The organism is Xanthomonas sp. 3058, assembly GCF_014199765.1.
In the GTDB taxonomy this organism is placed as follows: Bacteria; Pseudomonadota; Gammaproteobacteria; order Xanthomonadales; family Xanthomonadaceae; genus Xanthomonas; species Xanthomonas campestris_B.
The window spans coordinates 1-19,904 of the sequence record NZ_JACHOF010000030.1 but is presented as its reverse complement, the minus strand read 5'-3'; the positions used below and the strand labels follow the sequence as shown (position 1 = coordinate 19,904).

Below are 19,904 nucleotides of genomic sequence, written 5' to 3'. Positions count from 1 at the left end.
AGGACATCGGCAGGGCACTACACGCGTCGCAGGGCGACGCCTTCCCACTGACTCAGTCGGACTGACCCAGCCGCGCATGCGCCTGCGCGATCTGTTCCCACAACGTCAGCACCGTCTCCACCTGCGTTTGGCTGAGTGCGCCAAACACCTCGGCGCGCAGCGCGTCCAGGCGCACCTCGATCTGCCCGACCAGCGCCTGGCCTGCGTCGGTCAGCCATAGCTGATTGGCGCGGCGGTCGCTGCTGTCGGCCTCGCGGCGGACCAGCCCCTGGGCCGCCAGCTTGTCCAGCAGCCGCACCAGCGACGGGCCTTCCATCCCCAGTTGCTGGGCCAGTGCCACCTGGCGGATGCCACCGCCGGAGCGGCCGATCGTCAGCAGCGGCCCGGTACAGGCACTGGACAGCCCGACGTCGGCGAATGCCTGGTCGGCCAGCCGCTGCCATTGGCGGGCGGCGACCAGCAGGCCGGAGCTGACCTGGGCACGCGGGGAAGGACTGTTGTTCGTCATAATAGATAGCATCCTATCAATTCAATAATGAATCAATAGTCACTGAACCCGTGGCAGCGGCCGCAACCGCCACTGGGGCGGCCGGCCCGTCCTCGGGTACCATGCTCGCCCCCTTTGGGTGCACCTGCGCATGAGCCAGTCCGACCAGCCCGATTCTTCCGTCACCCAGGCCCAGGCCGAAGACGCCGTGCGCACCCTGCTGCGCTGGGCCGGCGAGGACCCAGCCCGCGAGGGCCTGCTGGACACCCCGCGCCGGGTCGCCGAAGCCTATGGCGACTGGTTCAGCGGCTACCGCGAAGAACCGCGCGAATACCTGGAACGCACCTTCGAAGAAGTCGCCGGCTACGACGAGCTGATCGTGCTGCGCGACATCTCCTACGAAAGCCATTGCGAGCACCACATGGCGCCGATCATCGGCAAGGTGCACGTGGGCTACCTGCCGAGCGGCAAGGTGGTGGGCATCAGCAAGCTGGCCCGGGTGGTGGAAAGCTATGCGCGCCGCTTCCAGGTGCAGGAAAAGATGACCGCGCAGATCGCCCAGTGCATCCAGGACGTACTGCAACCGCGCGGGGTGGGTGTAGTGGTGGAAGGCTCGCACGAGTGCATGACCACGCGCGGCATCCACAAGCGCGGCGTCAGCATGGTGACCTCCAAGATGCTCGGCAGCTTCCGCGAAGACGCGCGTACCCGCGCCGAGTTCCTGCAGTTCATCGAAGTGGGCGGCAAGCGTTGAGGCATTCATGGCGTGTTGGCGGCTGATAGATTGGGTCGAACCGCACCATGACCGTCGCCTGCAAGGAGCCGCATGCAGATCTACTCGGTGGAACAAGCAACCTTTAACGGCCTGGCTGGCAAGTCCGGCATGGCAAAAGCACCACGGCGCAACGTGCAATGCCCGCCGACGCGGCGTGCAGCCGCGCCGATGCGCTCTGGCTTGTGCCAGGCGCGTGTCCGCATGTCCGCCGCGCCTGCGATCATGCCGCCGGTGATCGATGTTGCTGACCGCACACTGCCATGAAACACCGTGCCCGCATTGCCCGCTATCGCACCCTGCGCGAGCAGCCGCTGTGGAAACTGCTGGCCGCCGACCAGGCGCCGGAGGTCATCGGTCTGCTGCAGACGCTGTTGCTGGACAGCGAGCGCCGCCTGCCGGCGGCAGTGCTGCACGAGCGCCTGCAGCGCATGCTCGACGAGCTCAATGTCGATCAGCTCTCGCGCGAATTGCCGCGCACCGCGCAGGCCTATGTGGCGCATTGGTTGAACCAGGGCTGGCTGGAACGGCGCCTGCCCGATGGCGCCCAGCAGGAGGAATACGAACTGTCCGCACAGGCCCTGCAGGCGATTCGCTTTGCCGACGGCCTGGAGCATGCGCGTGGCGCCGCCACCGAAAGCCGCCTGGCGCTGGTGATGCAGCAACTGTCGCAACTGGCCGCACTGACCGAAACCAATCCCGATGCCCGGCTGTCGGCGCTGCGCGACGAACGCGATCGCATCGATGCAGAAATCGCGCGGGTGTCCGCCGGCAAGGTCGCGTCGCTGGACGGCAAGCGCGCATTGGAGCGCGCACGCCAGGTCATCGCGCTGGCCGACGAACTGACCGAGGATTTCCGCCGCGTGCGCGAAGATTTCGAGCAACTCAACCGGCAGTTTCGCGAGCGCATCATCGACGACGAGGGCGAGCGCGGCGATGTGCTGACCAAGCTGTTCGAAGGTGTGGACGTCATCGGCGACAGCGAGGCCGGACGCAGTTTTCAGGCGTTCTGGGGCTTGCTCAACGATGCCGAACAGAGTGCGCAGCTGGATGCGGCGCTGGAGACGGTGCTGGCGCGCGCGTTCGCGCGCAAGCTCGATCGCCGCGAGCGTAGCTTCCTGCGCGGGCTGACCGGCACCATGCTCGAACGCGGCGGCCAGGTGCACGATGTGATGCAACATTTCGCCCGCAGCCTGCGCGGTTTCGTGCAGAGCCGCGGCTATCTGGAACAGCGCCGGCTCAACCAGTTGCTCAAGCAGGCGCAGGCCGAAGCGCTCGGCCTGCGCGACCACCTGCGCGCGCAGCGCCCGATCGGGCGCGACCTCAACCTGACCACCAGCCGATTGCGTTCGTTGTCGCAGTGGCGGCTGCACGATCCGCGTCAGGCGCAGGTCGATGGCAGCATCCAGCGCAACGACGCGGCGGCAATCTCGCTGGACAGCGTGGGCGATCTGGTCGCGCAATCGGAGATCGATTTCCGCAGTTTGCGCCGCGATCTGTACGAGCTGCTGGGCGATCACGCGCAGCTGTCCATCGCGCAGGTGCTGGCGCAACGGCAGGCCGAGCAGGGGCTGGGCAGCGTGATCGGGTATCTGTCGCTGGGCACGCGGCATGGTCGGGTCGATGCGCAACACAGCGAGATCGCGCAGTGGTGCGGTGGCGACGGCCAGTGGCGTCGCGCACGCATCCCGTTAGTGTGGTTCAGCCAGGAGAAACGCAATGAATTGGCAGGCTGACAACGCCGCAGCAGACGATCAGGAACACACCGACCACGCCGACGAGGGTGCGGTCACCGACGCTGACACCGGCCAGGCGCTTTTCCCCGGCGATAGCGGCAGGCTTGCGCTGGATGCCCGGCGCGCACTGTGCCAGCTGCTCAGCGGACCCAGCGTGGACGTGCAGCGGCACAGCAAGTTGTGGCCGGCGTTGCTGCGCCACGAAGCGGCCGTGCGCAGCAGTCTGGCCGATCTGTTCCTGGAGCTGGTGCTGGACCGCGAAGCCGGCGTCGCCTTCACCCGCCAGGCCGAGACCGGCGAGCTGGACGCGCCGGTGCTGCTGCGCTCTTCGCCGCTGACCTTCATCGACTCGGTATTGCTGCTGCATCTGCGCCAGCAACTGGCCGAAGCCGATGTGCGCGGCGTGCGTGCGGTGGTCGAGGATGCAGCGTTGAGCGAAGCGTTGGCGGTGTACGAAAAAAACCTGTCCACCGACCGTGCCGGGTTCATGCGCCGGGTCGGCAATGCCATCCAGAAAATGAAGGACAACCACGTGCTTACCCGCCTGCGCGGCGACGACAATCGCTACGAGGTTTCGCCCACGCTCAAGCTGCTGTTCTCGGCCGAGGATGTCTCCGCGCTGGCGCAGGTCTATCGCCAGTTGCGCGAGCAGCCCGGCACCGTGGGCGATGCGGGCGAGTCCTAGCGTGCCACGTGCCGGCGCACGCCCGCTGGTCGGCCGCAGCGGCCCTGGCGGTTGCAGCGGCACGTTCCAGTCCCACGCCACCGGCGCTCACCTGCATGACACGGCCTAAACTGTCGCAATGAAATCTTCTTCCACGCCTTCCAGCCTGTTCGCAGAGACGCTGCCCGACCCGCGCCTGCAGCAGTTCCGCATGCGCCGCCTGCAGGTGCATAACTGGGGCACGTTCAACGGCCTGACCGACGTGCCGATCGCCGAGAAGGGCTTTCTGTTCGTCGGCCGTTCCGGGTCGGGCAAATCGACCTTGCTGGATGCGATGTCGGCGCTGCTGACCCCGCCCAGCCTGGTCGATTTCAACGCCGCTGCGCGCGAGGCCGAACGCAGTGGTCGCGATCGCAACCTGGTGTCGTATGTGCGTGGCGCCTGGGCCGACCAGCAGGACAGCGCCTCCGGCGAAATCGCCACCCAGTATCTGCGCAAGGGCGCCACCTGGACCGCGCTGGTGCTGGAATACCGCAATGGCGAGGGGCAAGTGATCAGCCTGGTGCGGCTGTTCTGGATCGCCGGCAACGGCGCGGCGGCAGCCGACGTGCGCAAGCACTACATGGTGGTCGAGCGCAGCTTCGATATCGCCAGCGAGCTGGCCGGCTTCGATCTGGATCTGCGCAAGCTCAAGGCGCGGCTGGGCGACGGCATCGCCCACTTCGAGAATTTCTCCGGCTATGCCGAGCGCTTCCGTCATCAGCTGGGCATCGCCAACGAGATGGCGTTGCGGCTGCTGCACAAGACCCAGTCGGCGAAAAATCTCGGCGATCTCAATGTGTTCCTGCGCGGGTTCATGCTCGAAGAGCCCAAGACCTTCGACGCCTGCGAGCGGTTGGTGGGCGATTTTGCCGAGCTCGATGGTGCACACCAGGCGGTGGTCACGGCGCGGCGTCAGGTCGAAACGCTGCTGCCGGCGCGCGCGCACTACGATGCGCTGCAACAGGTGCAGCGCCAGCGCGGGCAGCTGCAGGAGCTCAAGCTCGGCATCGATGCCTACCGCGAGCAGCGTCGGCTCGCCTTGCTGGATGCGCGCCTGCACGCACTGGACGTGCACGATCAGGGACTGGCTGGCGAGGAAGGCCAGCGTCACGCTGCGCTGGACAACCACCAGCAACGCTTGTCCGACCTGGAGGCCCAGCGGCGCAGCCAGGGGGGCGAGCGGATCGATGCGCTGGAACGCGAGCAGCTCCAGCTGCAGGGCGAACTTGCGCGCCGCAGCGCCAAGCGCGCCAAGGCCGACCAGGCCTGCGGCCAGCTCGACCAGACGCTGGCCGACAATGCGCATGGTTTTGCCGAGCAGTCTGCACAGGCGCGCGCCGCACTGGAGGACGGGCAGCGGTTGGCGGCCGAACTGGACGAGGCGATCGGCGAACGCATCGCCGGCAAGCGCGAGGACACCCAGCGCTTTGCGCAGGTGCGCGCCGAGATCGAGGCGCTCACCCGCAACCCCTCCAATATTCCGGCGCCGATGCAAAGCCTGCGCGCGCGCCTGAGTGCCGAGACCGGCGTGCCCGAGGCAGCGTTGCCGTTCGTGGGTGAGTTGATCCAGGTGCGTGCGCAAGACGCCAGTTGGCGCGGTGCCATCGAGCGCGTGCTGCATGGCTTTGCGCAGTCGCTGCTGGTGGACGAGCGGCATTACGCCGAGGTCGCCGACTGGGTCAATCGCACCCATCTGGGCACGCGCCTGGTCTATTACCGGGTGCGCAACAACGAACAGGCGCTGACGGGGCGCGAACCCGCCAGCGCCTCGCTGCTGCACAAGCTGGAACTGCGCGATCATCCGTTCGCCGGCTGGTTGCGCCGCGAGCTGGGCAAGCGCTTCGACTACGACTGCGTCGACAACGCCAATGCCTTGCGCACCGCAGAGCGCGCGATCACCCGCGAAGGCCAGGTCAAGCACCCGGGCGAGCGCTATGAAAAGGACGACCGCCATGCGGTGGGCGACCGTCGGCGCTGGCTGCTGGGCTTCGACAACCGCGACAAGCTGGCGCTGTTCGAACGCGAAGCCATCGCGCTGGCGCAACGCATCGCCGCCTGCGATGCCGATGTGTCCGAGCTGCGTGCGCGCCGCGAACGCGATGGCAGCCGGCGCCTGGCCCAGCACACCCTGGCCAACCTGGGTTGGGAAGAGATCGATGTGGCCGCGCCGCTGCAGCGGCTGGACGATATCGCCAACGCCTTGCGTCAGCTGCGCGAAGGCGATGCCAACCTGCGTGCGCTGGGTGAGGCGATCGAGCGCACGCGCGGCGATCTGGAACAGGCCAGGCGCACGTTCGAGGACGTGCGCAAGGAGCGCGCCAAGCTGGAGGGCGAACGCGAGCGGCTGGAAAAAACCCGGCTGGGCTGTGCCGATGCCGATCAGCGTGTGATCACGCCATTGCAGCAGCAGGGGTTGAGCGAGCGCGTGGCCGGCCTGGGCGTGCTCACCCTGGACAACCTGGATGCGCAGTTCCGCAGCATCGACAACGCGCTGACCGAGCAACTACGCGCCAGCGACAGCGAGCACAATCGGCTGGAACAGTTGCTGCTCGGCTGCTTTCGCCGCTATTGCCAGCACTGGCCCGAAGACAGCGGCGACTTCACCGTCAGCCTGTCCGGCGCCGACGATTTCCTCGCGCGGCTGCAGCGCCTCCAGCGCGATGGCCTGCCCCAGCACGAAGCGCGTTTCTTCGAGCTGTTGCAGAGCCAGAGCAAGAACAATCTGCTCGCCTTGCAGCGCTACACCGCCGAGGCGCGCAAATCGATTGCCCAGCGTCTGGACGAGGTCAATGCCAGCCTGGAGCAGGTGCCGTTCAACCACGGCACGCTGCTGACCATCGAACTCAGCGACCGCCGCCTGCCGGAGGTGATCGACTTCCATCAGCGTCTGCGCGATGTACTCGGCCATCACCAGACCGAGCAGCGCGACGTGGCCGAACAGCAGTTCGCGGTGTTGCGCGAACTGGTGCGCAAGCTCGGCTCGGCCGACGGCGAAGACCGGCGCTGGCGCGAGCTGGTGCTGGATGTGCGCCTGCATGTGGAGTTCGTCGGCGTCGAACTGGATGCGGCCACCCGCCAGCAGGTGGAGATCTACCGCAGCGGCGCCGGCAAATCCGGCGGCCAGCGGCAGAAGTTGGCAACCACCTGTCTGGCCGCCGCGCTGCGCTACCAGCTTGGCGGCGAGGACGGTGAACTGCCGCGGTATGCGGCCGTGGTGCTGGACGAAGCCTTCGACAAGGCCGACAACGAATTCACCGCCCTGGCGATGAACATCTTCGAGAACTTCGGTTTCCAGATGGTGGTGGCCACGCCGCTGAAATCGGTGATGACGCTGGAGCCGTTCATTGGCGGCGCCTGCTTTGTCGAGATCAGCGGCCGTCACGATTCGGGCGTATTGCTGATCGAATACGACCAACAGTCGCGCAGGCTCAAGCTGCCCGAGCGCTCGCGTAGCGCAACCGCAGCGGCGGCACCGATCGAGCCGTCTGTCGACGATGGCGTCGCACCACCCTCCACCGCATGAGCTGCGCTGGATGCCCGCACTGCGCTTTGGGAGCGCCCGGCCAGAGGTGCACTGCCTGCGTACCCGCAGCGGGTGATCCCACGCGTGTGGCGGCTGCGCGCCACCGCCGCACCGTCGCGAACGCCCACTGATGGCGGCCGTCTCGCCGATGCTGCTGCCGGCCGCCGCACTGCAGGCCTTGCGCGGACAATGGCAGCGCGCACGCGGGCAGTGGTTGATCGGGCAGGGCGGACCGCAACCGATTGGGTTGCGGGTGCCGACCCAGGCGCAGGCCATCGCACGCTTCGATGCCTTCGGCCACTGGCTGCAGAGCTGGAACCGCAGCGGCCTGCCGGGTCGGGTGGAGTACCGCGATGTGGCCTGGCCGCAACTGGGCTCGCAACGCCTGCCGCACGCCTGGGTGCTGGACGATGCCGCCCAGGTTGCCGCCGCGCTTGGCGAGGCCGCGCGCTGGGAGCGCGCCAGCCAACGTTGCGCGGCGTTGCAGGCGCGCTGGCCGCAGGCGGTCGCGCTGGCAGCGCGGCTACGCCGTCAATTCGATCTGCTGGCCGACTGGCCCGAGGCCGACTTCTCCCGGCTGGTCGCCGTGGTCGATTGGCTGCACCGGCACCGCGACAGCGGGTTGTTCCTGCGTCAGCTTCCCATCGCCGGCATCGACAGCAAATGGATCGACCCCCACCGCAAGGTGATCGCCGACTGGCTTGCCAGCCTGCGCGGCATCGCCGAACCACGCAGCTTCGCCAGCCTGTCCGGCCTGCGCAGCGCGCCGGATCGGCTGCGTTTGCGATTGCTCGATCCAGCCCTGCGCCAGCAGCTAGGCGGGTTGGAAGACATCACCGCACCGATTGCGCAGATCGCCGCGCTACGCCTGCCGGCGCGCCGCGTGCTCATCGTGGAGAACCGCGAGACCGGTCTGGCCTGCGAAGCACTGCCGGGCACGGTGGTGCTGATGGCGCGCGGGTACGCCATCGAGTACGTGCGCAGCATCGACTGGCTGCGCGCGTTGCCGCTGTACTACTGGGGCGACATCGACACCCACGGCCTGGCGATCCTGCATCGCTTGCGCACGCATGCGCCACACACCATCGCCTTGCTGATGGACCAGGCCACCCTGCATGCCACCCCGCGCGCGCTGTGGGGGCACGAACGCAAGCAGCACCGCGCCCAGCGCCTGGAGGCGCTCAGCGACGACGAACAGCGCCTGTATGCAGACTTGCGTGACGGCCGGTTCGGTCCTTCCCCGCGCCTGGAGCAGGAGCGCATCGCCTGGGACTATGCCTGGCCGCGCATCCAGGCCGCATTGGCCGAGTGAGCGGCGACCCGATCGGGTCACAGGCCAGCGGGAATCAACGGCATCGGCCAACCCAAGCCACGCGTGTCTGCAGGCGCGCTCAGTGCAGCAGGTCCCAGCCCATCTTGCCGATCAACACGATGACCAGCACCAGGAACAACTTGCGGATCAGCGGCGTGCCGCCGCGCAGCGCCATCCGCGTGCCGGCCACGGCGCCGGCCACATTCGCCACCGCCATTGGAATGCCGAGCGCCAACATCACCTGGCCGCTGGGCAAAAAGAACGACAGCGCCGCCAGGTTGGTGGCCAGGTTCACCACCTTGGCTGCGGCCGAGGCGCGCAGGAAATCCAGCCCGAAAAAGCGGATGAACAGGAAGATCAAAAAGCTGCCGGTGCCCGGCCCGAAGAAGCCGTCGTAGAACCCGATCGCCGCGCCCATCGCCAGCGCGGTGGCCAACTCACGCCGGCCGATCTCGCGTGGCCGATGCAGCGCACCGAAATCCTTCTTGATCAACGTGTAGATCAGCATCGCGATCAGCAGCGCCAGGATCAGCGGCCGCACTGCCTGCTTGGGCATCAGGCTGACGGCGGTCGCGCCCAGAAACGAAAATGTAAAGGCCGCCGCCGTCGCGTACAGCACCGGCCGCCATGGAAAGCGCACGTTGCGCGCATAGCGCCACGCCGACACACCGGTGCCGAACATGGCGCTGAACTTGTTGGTGCCCAGGATCAGCGACGGTGTCTGCTGCGGCAAGGTGGCGAACATGCCGGGCAACTGGATCAACCCGCCACCACCGACCGCCGCATCCACCAGCCCGGCAACGAAGGCGATGCAGAGCAGCCACGGCAATTCGGTGGGAATCAGGTCCAGCAAGGCGGCGCTCCGCGCGAGGGGGCGCCAGCATAGCCGCAGCACCAACCCGGCGCGACCGCAGCGCAGGGTGGGGTGCCTGCGAACACGTCGCTGCCTGCGCCACGCCGGAAGCCATGATCGGCACATCGGATCGCGCGTGCGCGCACCAGCAAGCGCCCATACCGAAGCGCCCTCGGCCGTGAGAGGCATCGCCTTGATCGACTGCTGGCATCCTTCCCCCATCCGCCCTGCGGGCACCTTCCCCCGCACGCGGGAGAAGGGAAGTCGCATGCGGGAGTCGGCATGCGCGGGAGAAGGGAGGTCGCATGCGGGGAGTTGGCACGCGCGGGAGTCGGGACGTTGCTCCGGGAAACAGGATGTCGCACCGGGCAATCAGGATGTCGCACCGGTGTAGGAACCTCGAGATTGCACGCGCACTAGCCCCTCTCCCGCGTGCGGGAGAGGGGTTGGGGTGAGGGGACGGGGCAACGCCCTGCTGCCGTGCAACCGCACCAGCCTGTCATCCGCCGCCTCAAACGCCACACCAGACCTTAGCTTGTCAAAAAAAACGAGCCCGCATCGCTTGCCGGAGAACGCCATGACAAACCGCGGCATCGGTCGTCCAAGCAACCCCTGCAGACCTGCAATAACGCGTACAAGCCGCATCCCGCATCCCGCATCCCGCATCCCGCATCCCGCATCCCCAATCCCCAATCCCCAATCCCCAATCCCCAATCCCCAATCCCCAATCCCCAATCCCCAATCCCATCGCGCACAATTGCCGCATGGCGAACCCTGCATCCACCGATCCCTGTCCCTGCGGCCGCGCTGGCGCGTACGCGCAATGCTGCGGGCAATACCACGCCGGCACCGCCGCGGCCGATGCCGAAACCCTGATGCGTGCGCGTTACAGCGCCTACGTGCGCCGCGATGTGGCCTACCTGCTCAGCAGTTGGCACCCGTCCACACGCCCGCCCGAGCTATCGCTGGACGAAGGCGGCCGGACCACCTGGCTCGGCCTCACCGTGCAGCGCGCCACTGTCACCGGCACCGATACCGCCGAGGTGGTGTTCCTGGCCCGCTACCGCATCGGCGGCGGCAGCGCGGTGCGCATGACCGAACACAGCCGCTTCGTGCGCGAAGACGGCCGCTGGTATTACCTCGACGCACGCTGAGCGCCAGGCGCTCAGCGACCGCAGCGTCGCGTGGACCGGCGCATCGGCGCTGCAAGCGTGCCGCACGCCGCTCTCCATGCGCATCAGGCAGCGTAACGTGGCGCGCCCCCACCTTTTGCGAAGGTCTGCTCCCAGGCCCGCTGCTGCGGGAACCAGAGGCCATGGACGTTGATGGACATTGACAGTGCTGCCGATGGGTTTTTGCAAGACGCTGCTGCGGCAATACCCCGCAGTAGAGACGCCCAGGCGCGCACCTGGAATGCCGACCAAGATATCCAGATCCACGTCCGCTCCCACGCCCACTCCGCCGGCATTGGCGTCGCCGGCCGAGCGTCGGCCCGAGACAGTGTGGGCGTCATCGTTGGCCCACAAAAAAGCGTGCCGTGATACCGCGCTGTTCCAGTCAGGCAGTGCCTGGCCTGCAATGGCCGCACCGTGACCGCGCGGCTGCGCCCTGGCCAACGTGGGGGGACGTGTGGGTGCAAACGGGCGTGCAGCGCCGCTGTGGGGATTGGGGAGGCGCCGAGGTCGCCCGGATTGAACAAGCGACCGACAAGCGGCATGCGCGGCCGCGTCTTCTCGACACCACGTTCGCAGGCGATCCCGGAAGCTTGCCGCGCGGCGAAGCTCGCCGTCAGGGCGGACACGGATCATGGCAAGTCTCAATCTCTGGCACTGGGTGTTGCTGACAGTCACGCTGTTTGCGATTGTGCTGCCGCTGCTGCTTGCCACCGCAATGATCTGGTTCGGTCCACGCCACGACCGTCCGCGCCGGGCGCGCCGCCGCCCGATCGAGGTCGGCCCGTCGGCGCCGGGCCTGTCGCTGCTGAGCGGCATCACCGGCGACGGCAGCTAGTGGAAGGGCGCATCGCCGCCCTGCACGCCTGAAACCAGCCAGGTTGGCTATCCTCGTCGGCTCGACTTGCCGCAGGAGCGCCCCATCGCATGACGTTCGCCCACATGCCGGCCACCACGCCATGACGCCGCTGCGGCGTGCCTTCGCGCTACTGATCGCACTGGTGCCGCTGGCCGCCAGCGCCGACCCGGTCTTCGACCGCTGCCTGGCCGGGCTGCAGACCCAGGCCGCCGCCAAGGGCGTGGATGCCGCCAACTTCCAGCGTTTCACCGCCGGCCTGGCGCCCGACCCGAGCGTGTTGCCGCTGCTCGATGCGCAGCCCGAATTCAGCACGCCGATCTGGGATTACCTTGCCAGCCTGGTCGACAGCCAGCGCGTCACCGATGGCCAGGCCATGCTGGTCACCCACCGCGACTTGCTCACCCGCCTGTCCGAACAGACCGGCGTCGATCCAGCCACCATCGTGGCGGTCTGGGGGGTGGAGAGCGACTACGGTCGCGTCACCGGCAAGCGCCCGCTGCTGGTGTCGCTGGCCACGCTGTCGTGCGCAGGCCGCCGCCAGCCGTTCTTCCGCGGCGAATTCCTCGCGCTGCTCAGCCTGTTGCAACGCGGTGACCTGTCCCCGCAGGAACTGACCGGCTCCTGGGCCGGTGCCTTCGGGCAGACCCAGTTCATGCCCTCGACCTATACGCGCATCGCGGTGGACGGGGATGGCGACGGCCGTCGCGACCTGGTCTCCAGCATCCCCGACGCGCTGGCCTCCACCGCCAACTATCTGGTCAAGGCCGGCTGGGAACGCGCCCGCCCCTGGGGCATGGAAGTGCGCCTGCCCGCCGGTTTCGATGCCAGCAAGGCCGGGCGCACCCGGCGCCAACCGTTGCAGGCCTGGCAGAACGCTGGTCTGCTCGGCACCGACGGCAAGGCGTTGGCGCCGACCGGTATCTCCGCCGACACCGCAGCCGCCCTGTTGCTACCGGCCGGCGCCACCGGCCCGGCCTTCCTGGTCTTCCGCAACTACGACGCGATCTACGCCTACAACGCCGCCGAAAGCTACGCGCTGTCGATCGCCTTGCTCGCCGACCGCCTGCGCGGCGGCCCTGGCCTGGTCACCGCCTGGCCCACCGACGACCCCGGCCTGGGCCGTCCCGAACGGCGCGAACTGCAGCAGTTGCTGCTGGCTCGCGGCCACCTGATCGGCGAGGCCGACGGCATGATCGGCACCGCCAGCCGCCGTGCCATCCAGGTCGAACAGACCCGCCTGGGCCTGCAACCGGCCGATGGCCGCCCCGGTCAACGCATCCTCACCGCCCTGCGCGCCGCCCCGCCGGTCACCGGTGCGGCCGCCGTCCGCGCCACCGCGTTCAAGCTGCCGGCCGCCTATCCCGCATTCGCCCAATCCCCCATCGTCCAGAAGGCCCCCCCCATGTCCGACCTCACTGGCCTGCGCACAGGCGACTTTCACGGCTTTCCCTCGCTGTTGATCGACACCCCGTTCTCCACCGCCGCCATCAGCCTGTTCGGCGGCCAGCTGCTGTCGTTCGTGCCCAAGGGCGGGCAGGACGTGATGTGGCTGTCGCCGATCGCCAAGCAGCCGCCGACCCCGATCCGCGGCGGCGCACCGGTCTGCTGGCCGTACTTCGGCCGCCAGGACCAGACCGGCGAGGTCCCCGCACACGGTTTCGTGCGCACCGTGCCCTGGCAGCTGACCGACAGCCGCCGCGAGGACGACGGCACCCTGGTGCTCACCCTGACGCCGCCGACCTTCGACGACCTGGCCCTGCGTCTGCACATGACCCTGCGCATCGGCCGCACCCTCGAACAACGTTTGATCACCGAGAACACCAGCAAGACGCCGGTGCGGTTCACCCAGGCGCTGCATAACTACTTCCGCGTCGGCGACGCGCTCAAGGTCAGCGTGCAGGGCCTGGACGGGCTGGACTATCTCGACAAGTACGAGAACTACGCCACCGCCCACCGCCAGCAGGGCGACTGGAGCCTGCGCGATCCACGCGATCCCGGCCGCAGCGACCGCATCTACACCAACGCCGGCGGCCGCTACACCCTGACCGATCCGGTGCTCGGCCGGCGCATCGTCATCGCCACCCAGGGCAGCCGCTCGCTGGTGGCCTGGAACCCGGGCGAAGAGGCCGGCAAGAAGATGGCCGACGTGGGCGAGGGCTGGCGCGACTACGTCTGCCTGGAAGCGGCCAACGCCGGCCCGGACGTGATCGAACTCGCACCCGGCGCCAGCCACACGCTGACCCAGACCATCAGCATCGAGTAACTGCCAGCGCACGCTTGCCGCCGCCTGCCGCCTGCCGCCTGCCGCCTGCCGCCTGCTATTTGCCGTCAGCCGTCAGCCGTCAGCTGTCAGCTGTTCGCTGTTCTCTGTTCGCCGCCAGCCGCCAGCCGCCAGCCGCCAGCTTTTCGCTGTTCGCTGTTCGCCGTCAGCCGCCAGCGCCCCACGCCCGCGCACCACCTACCTCTTCCACGCCCGCCTTCTCCCGCGTCCCTTCTCCCGCCTGCGGGAGAAGGTGCCCGAAGGGCGGATGAGGGCCCAGCGCCGCGCACACCCAATCCCACCCGCTACACTCGCCGCCTCGCTCCTCTGCGCCGCGCGATGCCCCTCTCTCCTGATCCCGCTCCCGCCACGGGCCGGCGCCGCGCCGCGCTGATCTTCATCTTCATCACCGTGCTGATCGACGTGCTGGCGTTCGGCGTGATCATTCCGGTGCTGCCGGATCTGGTGCGGCAATTCACCGGTGGCGACTACGCCGTGGCGGCCGGCTGGATCGGCTGGTTTGGCTTCCTGTTCGCGGCCATCCAGTTCGTCTGCTCGCCGCTGCAGGGTGCCTTGTCCGATCGCTTCGGCCGACGCCCGGTGATCCTGCTCTCGTGCCTGGGCCTGGGGCTGGATTTCATCCTGATGGCCGTGGCCCACTCGTTGCCGATGCTGCTGCTGGCGCGGGTGATCTCCGGCGTATGCTCGGCCAGCTTCTCCACCGCCAATGCCTACATCGCCGATGTCACCCCCGCCGATAAACGCGCTGGCGCGTTCGGCATGCTCGGCGCCGCGTTCGGCATTGGCTTTGTCGCCGGCCCATTGATCGGCGGCTGGTTGGGCAGCATCGGCCTGCGCTGGCCGTTCTGGTTTGCCGCAGGGCTGGCCTTGTTGAACGTGCTGTACGGCTGGTGCGTGCTGCCCGAATCGCTGCCCGCCGAACGCCGCACGCCACGCCTGGACTGGTCGCACGCCAACCCGCTCGGCGCGCTCAAGCTGCTGCGTGGCTATCCGCAGGTGTTCGGCCTGGCCTCGGTGGTGTTCCTGGCCAATCTGGCCCATTACGTCTATCCCAGCATCTTCGTGCTGTTCGCCGGCTACCAATATCGCTGGGGCCCGCGTGAAGTCAGCTGGGTGCTGGCCGGTGTCGGCGTGTGCAGCATTATCGTCAACGCGCTGCTGGTCGGCCGGCTGGTGCGCTGGCTGGGCGAACGTCGCGCGCTGCTGCTGGGTCTGGGCTGCGGGGTGGTCGGTTTCGTCATCTACGGGTTGGCCGACAGTGGCACGGCGTTCCTGATCGGCGTGCCGATCAGCGCGTTCTGGGCGATCGCCGCACCGGCAGCGCAGTCCCTGATCACCCGCCAGGTCGGCGCCGATGCGCAGGGCCGCGTGCAAGGCGCGCTCACCAGCCTGGTCAGCCTGGCCGGCATCGCCGGCCCGTTGTTGTTCGCCAACGTCTTTGCCTGGTTTATCGGCGCCGGGGCGGCCTGGCATCTGCCGGGTGCGCCCTGGTTGCTGGCCGGCCTCCTGCTCGCCGCAGGCTGGGTCATGGCCTGGAAGCGGGCAGGGCGTGGCCCCGGCATCGCTCCCGCTGCACCGGGCTGATGCCAACCTATTCAGCTTGTGCTCGCGCCCGCTTTTTCTGATTTGCGCGGGCACTGCTAGGCTGGTGCACTCCGTGCCGCGGCACCGCCTCGACTCCCTATGTGTCCTGACACCCTGGCTGTTCCGCCATCGGCCGCGCTCGCGTTGCGCCACGCCACACAGGACACCCATCGCCTGGTCGAAACGGTCCCGCTGATGCAGGCGTTGGGGCAGGGGCGGGTCGATCGCGCTGCCTATGCGCAGATCCTGCGCCGCCACCATGCCTTGCTGGCCGGCTTCGAAGACCACTTGAACGACTGGCTCTGCAGCCTGGTGGGCACCGGTTGGCACTACCGGCGCCGCCTGCCGGCCTTGGGCGAGGATCTGCGCACGCTCGGCCAGCAACCGGATGCGCCCATCGCAGCGCCCGCCGCCGGCAGCGATGCCGCGCGCTGGGGCATGCTGTACGTCATCGAAGGCTCGCAACTGGGTGGGCGGATGATCGCGCGCACCTTGCGCAAGCAGCAGCCCGCGCTGGCCGACGCCTTGCGCTATTTCGAACTGGCCGACGATGATCCGGCCGGCTGGCGCCGTTTCCAGGCCGTGCTCGACCAGCGTCTGACCACTCCTTCCGCGCGCGACGCCGCCATCGACGGCGCGCAGGCCATGTTTTCCCACTTTCATACCTGCCTTGCAGCGGAGCCGCGCCCGTGAATCAGCCCACCGAACCCCTGGATATGGATGTCTGTGCACGTGAGCCGATCCATATTCCCGGCCTGATCCAGCCGTACGGCGTCTTGCTGGTGATCGAACCGGCCGACGGCCGCATCGTGCAGGCCAGCACCACCGCCGCCGAGCTGCTCGGCGTGCCGCTGGCCGAGCTGCTGGGCATGTCCTACACCCAGGTGCTGGAACTGCCCGGCGAGCAGCCGTTCGCGGTCGACGAGCAACCGCAGCACCTGCTGCACGCCGACGTGCACTTTCCGCTGCGCGCAGCCCCCACCGAGCGCCCCTGGGTTGCCGCCTGGCATCTGTATCCGGAGCAATGGCTGATCGAGATGGAGCCGCGCGACGCGCGCCTGATGGACGTCACCCTGCGCGAAGCGCTGCCGCTGTTGCGCAGCATCGAGCGCGATCCCGGCATCGCCGAAGCCGCCGTGCGCGCCGCCAAGGGCCTGCGCAGCATGATTGGCTTCGACCGGGTGATGATTTACCGCTTCGACGAAGAGTGGAACGGCGACGTCATTGCCGAAGCGCGCCAACCCGACCTGGACGCCTATCTCGGCCTGCATTACCCGGCCACCGACATCCCGGCGCAGGCGCGCGCGCTGTACCTGCGCAACCGCGTGCGTCAGATCGCCGATGTCGGTTACCAGGCGTCGCCGATCGAACCCACGCTGCATCCGCACCTGGGCACCCCGGTGGATTTGAGCGATGTCAGTCTTCGCAGCGTGTCGCCAGTGCATCTGGAATACCTGGCCAACATGGGCGTGACCGCCACGCTGGTGTCCTCGATCGTCGTCAACGATGCGCTGTGGGGATTGATCGCCTGCCACCATTACAGCCCGCACTTCACCAGCCATGCCATGCGCGATGCCACCGACGCGGTGACCCGCGCGCTAGCCGGGCGCATTGGCGCATTGCAGGCGGTGGCGCGTGCGCACATGGAATCGGTGCTACTCACCGTGCGCGAGAAGTTGATCACCGACTTCAACGACGCCGACCAGATGACCGTGGAAATGCTCGCCGACATGGCGCCGGACCTGATGGACGTGGTCGATGCCGACGGCGTGGCGATCTTCCATGGCAACGAGATCAGCCGGCATGGCAGCACCCCCGATGTCGCTGCGCTGCGGCGCATCCGCGACCACATCGAATCCGAACACCACGACGCCCTGCGCGAGGATGCGGTCGGCGCCCTGCATGTGGATGCGATCGGCGACGTGTTCCCGCACCTGGCCGACCTCGCCCCGCTGGCGGCCGGCTTCATCTTCGTCCCGCTGATGCCGCAATCGCGTAGCGCTTTGCTGTGGACCCGCCGCGAGCAGGTGCAGCAGGTCAAATGGGCCGGCAACCCGCAGCTGGCCAAACTGGCGGACATTCCCAACTCGCGGCTGTCGCCGCGCAAGAGTTTCGACCTCTGGCAGGAAACCGTGCGCGGCCGCGCGCGCCGCTGGTCGCCACTGCACCTGGAATCGGCGCGCAGCCTGCGCGTATTGATCGAACTGATGGAGCGCAAGCGCTTCCAGCAGGATTTCACCCTGCTCGAAGCCTCGCTCTCGCGTCTGCGCGACGGTGTGGCCATCATCGAACGCGGCGCAACCAGTGCCGCGCACCGCCTGATGTTCGTCAACCCGGCCTTTGCCGAACTCAGTCAGACCGAAGTGGCCGACCTGATCGGCTGCGACATCCTGGCCTTGTTGGCCAACGATGCCTCCCGCTCCAAGGTGGAATTGCTCGAAGACGCGCTGCTGCAAGGGCGCGCCGCCTATGTCACCCTGCCATTGCGTTCGCAGGATGGTTCGCCGGTCTACCGCCAGTTCCACCTCGAACCCTTGCCCAGCCCCAGCGGCGTCACCGCCCATTGGCTGTTGCAGCTGCGCGATCCCGAATAAGCGCTGGCCGGAACACAGCGGCTTGCTTGCTCCGCAGGGAGAAGGATGCCGCTGTGGAGACGCCTTCCTTTCAGCGGGCAGGGGTCAGGGGCATCGCAACGGTCGGGTGGCCGTGCCACCAGCCCGAATGCCCCTTGCCTGGCGACCACAACGCGATGTGTTTGGTGCCACGCGGAGTGCAAGTCGCAGCAGGCCGCTCGCGGCCCTGCTGCCTGCATTGCGTCGTGCGATCGGGCACGACGTCCCGCTCACGTCATCCTGCAAGCACTCCATCCATGAGATGGCGCGCACTGTCTAAGCCCGTGGCCGCACCACCAACAAGGCGATCGTCCCGGCCGCCAAGCCCCAGAACGAGGCACCGATCCCGCCCAGCGTCAGCCCCGATGCGGTCACCAGGAAGGTGATCAAGGCCGCTTCGCGCTCGCTGTCCTGCTGCAAGGCCGCCGCCAGGCTGTTGCCGATCGTGCCCAGCAACGCGATCCCGGCGATCGCCATCACCAGCTCGCGCGGGAACGCCGCAAACACCGCCGCCACGGTCGCACCGAATACCCCGATCAGCAGATAGAACACGCCCGCGCTCACCGCAGCGGTGTAACGCCGCGCCGGGTCCTCATGCGCCTCGCGGCCCATGCAGATCGCCGCCGTGATCGCCGCCAGGTTCAACGCATAGCCGCCGAACGGCGCCAACAGCGTATTGGTCACCCCGATCCAGCCGATCGTCGGCGAGATCGGCACCTCGTACCCGCAGGCGCGGATCACCGCCACGCCCGGCACGTTCTGCGACGCCATGGTGACCACGAACAACGGGATCGCCAGTCCGAACAACGCCGCCCACGACAGCGACGGCACCACCAACACCGGGTGGGCCAGTTCAAGCCGGATGCTCTGCCACTGCATCGACCCGCTGCCGGCCGCAATCGCCACCCCGACCAGCAAGGTCGCAATCACCGCGTAACGCGCAAACCAGCGTCGGCCGGCCAGATAAGTCGCCAGCATCGCCAGCGCCAGCAGCACCTGACTCTGCATCGCCACGAACAGGTCCAGCCCGAAGCGCAACAACACCCCGGCCAGCATGCCCGAGGCCAGCGAGATCGGAATCCGCCGAATCGCCCGCTCGAACACTCCCGAGAAGCCGGCCACCATGCCGAGCACCGCAGCCACCACAAAGGCACCCATCGCCTCGCGCAACGGCACCCCGGCCGCACTGCCGATCAACATCGCCGCCCCCGGCGTGGACCACGCGGTCACCACCGGCACGCGATAGCGCAGCGACAAGCCGATGCAGGTCATGCCCATGCCGATCCCGAGCGCCCACATCCACGAGGCGAGCTGCGCCTGATCCGCACCCAGATGCCGCGCCGCTTCGAACACGATCACTGCAGAACTGGCAAAGCTCACCAACACCGTGACAAAGCCCGCGGCAATCGCGGGCAGGGACAGATCGCGGAGCAGGCTGAGGGTGCGGGAGGAAGGCATCGTGAGCTCTCTAACGAGTGCATGCATTCTCACCGAGCACGCCGGTGATCGATACCTGTGCACTTGCGATGGATAGCGTGTCTTTATAGAGAGATAGCGCAGTGCCGCCAGGTCGGACTAGCGCGTCGCATCGGTCCTCGCGGATGCGTGCAGCGGCGGCGGTGTCATGCCAGTGTCAAAAAACGCTTGCACTTCTGCGCAGGCTCGATAAACTGCGCGACCTCGCTCAGGACGGCGGCGCTTCTCGAAGCATCGCAACAACGAACGAGGCGAATCGGAAACATCACAAGGTGTTGACGAAACGCAAAAGCCGGCTATGATGGGCGGCTCGCTACACGGAAAGACGCTACGGCGGATTGAGGTGCAGCGGCGGCAACGTCCTCTTCACGAGGGGTTGACGGAGATGAAAAGCCTGCTAATATGGCCGGCTCGCTTCGCAGAAAACCTTCGGGTCGAAACGAAGCGGCGTCAACCACCTCGGAAACAAGGTGTTGACGGTAAGAAAAAGTCCGCTATACTAGGCGGCTCGCTTCGACGGAAACGACGAAG

The 19,904-nt window shown here is 67.8% G+C and carries 14 protein-coding genes; 11 read left to right on the top strand and 3 right to left on the bottom strand.

From position 1 onward, the window contains the following. Positions 1-52 precede the first annotated feature (52 nt). The gene (locus GGR61_RS20310; protein ID WP_184408229.1) at positions 53-508 is read right to left on the bottom strand and encodes a MarR family transcriptional regulator; all 456 of its coding nucleotides are present in this window, start codon (positions 506-508) and stop codon (positions 53-55) included. A 130-nt stretch (positions 509-638) separates the two neighbouring features. Here GGR61_RS20310 and folE point away from each other — a divergent pair, with 130 nt between their 5' ends. From folE to GGR61_RS20285, 5 genes are all read left to right on the top strand, one after another. After that, complete coding sequence (gene folE / locus GGR61_RS20305; RefSeq protein WP_184408228.1) at positions 639-1,241, top strand: GTP cyclohydrolase I FolE; 603 nt, start codon at positions 639-641, stop codon at positions 1,239-1,241. 281 nt (positions 1,242-1,522) lie between these two features. Next, the gene (locus tag GGR61_RS20300) at positions 1,523-2,995 is read left to right on the top strand and encodes a DUF3375 domain-containing protein (RefSeq protein WP_184408227.1); all 1,473 of its coding nucleotides are present in this window, start codon (positions 1,523-1,525) and stop codon (positions 2,993-2,995) included. Beyond that, positions 2,979-3,680, top strand: coding sequence for a DUF4194 domain-containing protein (locus tag GGR61_RS20295; protein ID WP_184623680.1), 702 nt, complete (start codon positions 2,979-2,981; stop codon positions 3,678-3,680). Before GGR61_RS20300 ends, GGR61_RS20295 begins: the two co-directional genes overlap by 17 nt. A 118-nt stretch (positions 3,681-3,798) precedes the next feature. Continuing rightward, positions 3,799-7,224: an SbcC/MukB-like Walker B domain-containing protein gene (locus tag GGR61_RS20290; protein ID WP_184408225.1), complete on the top strand. Its 3,426-nt coding sequence runs from the start codon at positions 3,799-3,801 to the stop codon at positions 7,222-7,224. 130 nt (positions 7,225-7,354) lie between these two features. Next, on the top strand, positions 7,355-8,536 hold the full coding sequence (locus GGR61_RS20285; RefSeq protein WP_184623678.1) for a DUF3322 and DUF2220 domain-containing protein: 1,182 nt from the start codon (positions 7,355-7,357) through the stop codon (positions 8,534-8,536). A 79-nt stretch (positions 8,537-8,615) separates the two neighbouring features. Here GGR61_RS20285 and GGR61_RS20280 read toward each other — a convergent pair whose 3' ends face one another. After that, positions 8,616-9,389 (bottom strand): TSUP family transporter, encoded by a 774-nt coding sequence (locus GGR61_RS20280; protein WP_184408223.1) that lies wholly within the window; start codon positions 9,387-9,389, stop codon positions 8,616-8,618. 764 nt (positions 9,390-10,153) lie between these two features. Here GGR61_RS20280 and GGR61_RS20275 point away from each other — a divergent pair. The 6 genes from GGR61_RS20275 (at position 10,154) to bphP (ending at position 17,879) form a co-directional block, all read left to right on the top strand. Further along, entirely contained in the window at positions 10,154-10,543 is a 390-nt protein-coding gene (locus GGR61_RS20275; RefSeq protein WP_184408222.1) for a YchJ family metal-binding protein, read from the top strand. Positions 10,544-11,195: 652 nt separating this feature from the next. Then, positions 11,196-11,399 carry a hypothetical protein gene (locus GGR61_RS20270; RefSeq protein ID WP_184408221.1) on the top strand — a complete coding sequence of 68 codons (204 nt, stop codon included), beginning with the start codon at positions 11,196-11,198 and terminating at the stop codon, positions 11,397-11,399. Between the two features lie 121 nt (positions 11,400-11,520). Beyond that, positions 11,521-13,683 carry a lytic murein transglycosylase gene (locus GGR61_RS20265; RefSeq protein WP_184623676.1) on the top strand — a complete coding sequence of 721 codons (2,163 nt, stop codon included), beginning with the start codon at positions 11,521-11,523 and terminating at the stop codon, positions 13,681-13,683. A gap of 336 nt (positions 13,684-14,019) precedes the next feature. Continuing rightward, complete coding sequence (locus GGR61_RS20260) at positions 14,020-15,285, top strand: TCR/Tet family MFS transporter (RefSeq protein ID WP_184623675.1); 1,266 nt, start codon at positions 14,020-14,022, stop codon at positions 15,283-15,285. 99 nt (positions 15,286-15,384) lie between these two features. After that, on the top strand, positions 15,385-15,978 hold the full coding sequence (locus tag GGR61_RS20255; RefSeq protein ID WP_184623673.1) for a biliverdin-producing heme oxygenase: 594 nt from the start codon (positions 15,385-15,387) through the stop codon (positions 15,976-15,978). Continuing rightward, positions 15,975-17,879 (top strand): bacteriophytochrome BphP, encoded by a 1,905-nt coding sequence (bphP, locus tag GGR61_RS20250; protein WP_184623671.1) that lies wholly within the window; start codon positions 15,975-15,977, stop codon positions 17,877-17,879. Before GGR61_RS20255 ends, bphP begins: the two co-directional genes overlap by 4 nt. A 294-nt stretch (positions 17,880-18,173) precedes the next feature. On the opposite strand, the gene GGR61_RS20245 is transcribed toward bphP, so the two are convergent. Further along, on the bottom strand, positions 18,174-19,355 hold the full coding sequence (locus GGR61_RS20245; RefSeq protein WP_184623669.1) for a benzoate/H(+) symporter BenE family transporter: 1,182 nt from the start codon (positions 19,353-19,355) through the stop codon (positions 18,174-18,176). Between the last annotated feature and the right edge of the window lie 549 nt (positions 19,356-19,904).

Bases quoted from the DNA above. Each gene is read 5' to 3' on its own strand.
- GGR61_RS20310 (WP_184408229.1), bottom strand. From the start codon at position 508: ATGACGAACAACAGTCCTTCCCCGCGTGCCCAGGTCAGCTCCGGCCTG.
- folE (WP_184408228.1), top strand. From the start codon at position 639: ATGAGCCAGTCCGACCAGCCCGATTCTTCCGTCACCCAGGCCCAGGCC.
- GGR61_RS20300 (WP_184408227.1), top strand. From the start codon at position 1,523: ATGAAACACCGTGCCCGCATTGCCCGCTATCGCACCCTGCGCGAGCAG.
- GGR61_RS20295 (WP_184623680.1), top strand. From the start codon at position 2,979: ATGAATTGGCAGGCTGACAACGCCGCAGCAGACGATCAGGAACACACC.
- GGR61_RS20290 (WP_184408225.1), top strand. From the start codon at position 3,799: ATGAAATCTTCTTCCACGCCTTCCAGCCTGTTCGCAGAGACGCTGCCC.
- GGR61_RS20285 (WP_184623678.1), top strand. From the start codon at position 7,355: ATGGCGGCCGTCTCGCCGATGCTGCTGCCGGCCGCCGCACTGCAGGCC.
- GGR61_RS20275 (WP_184408222.1), top strand. From the start codon at position 10,154: ATGGCGAACCCTGCATCCACCGATCCCTGTCCCTGCGGCCGCGCTGGC.
- GGR61_RS20270 (WP_184408221.1), top strand. From the start codon at position 11,196: ATGGCAAGTCTCAATCTCTGGCACTGGGTGTTGCTGACAGTCACGCTG.
- GGR61_RS20265 (WP_184623676.1), top strand. From the start codon at position 11,521: ATGACGCCGCTGCGGCGTGCCTTCGCGCTACTGATCGCACTGGTGCCG.
- GGR61_RS20260 (WP_184623675.1), top strand. From the start codon at position 14,020: ATGCCCCTCTCTCCTGATCCCGCTCCCGCCACGGGCCGGCGCCGCGCC.
- GGR61_RS20255 (WP_184623673.1), top strand. From the start codon at position 15,385: ATGTGTCCTGACACCCTGGCTGTTCCGCCATCGGCCGCGCTCGCGTTG.
- GGR61_RS20245 (WP_184623669.1), bottom strand. From the start codon at position 19,355: ATGCCTTCCTCCCGCACCCTCAGCCTGCTCCGCGATCTGTCCCTGCCC.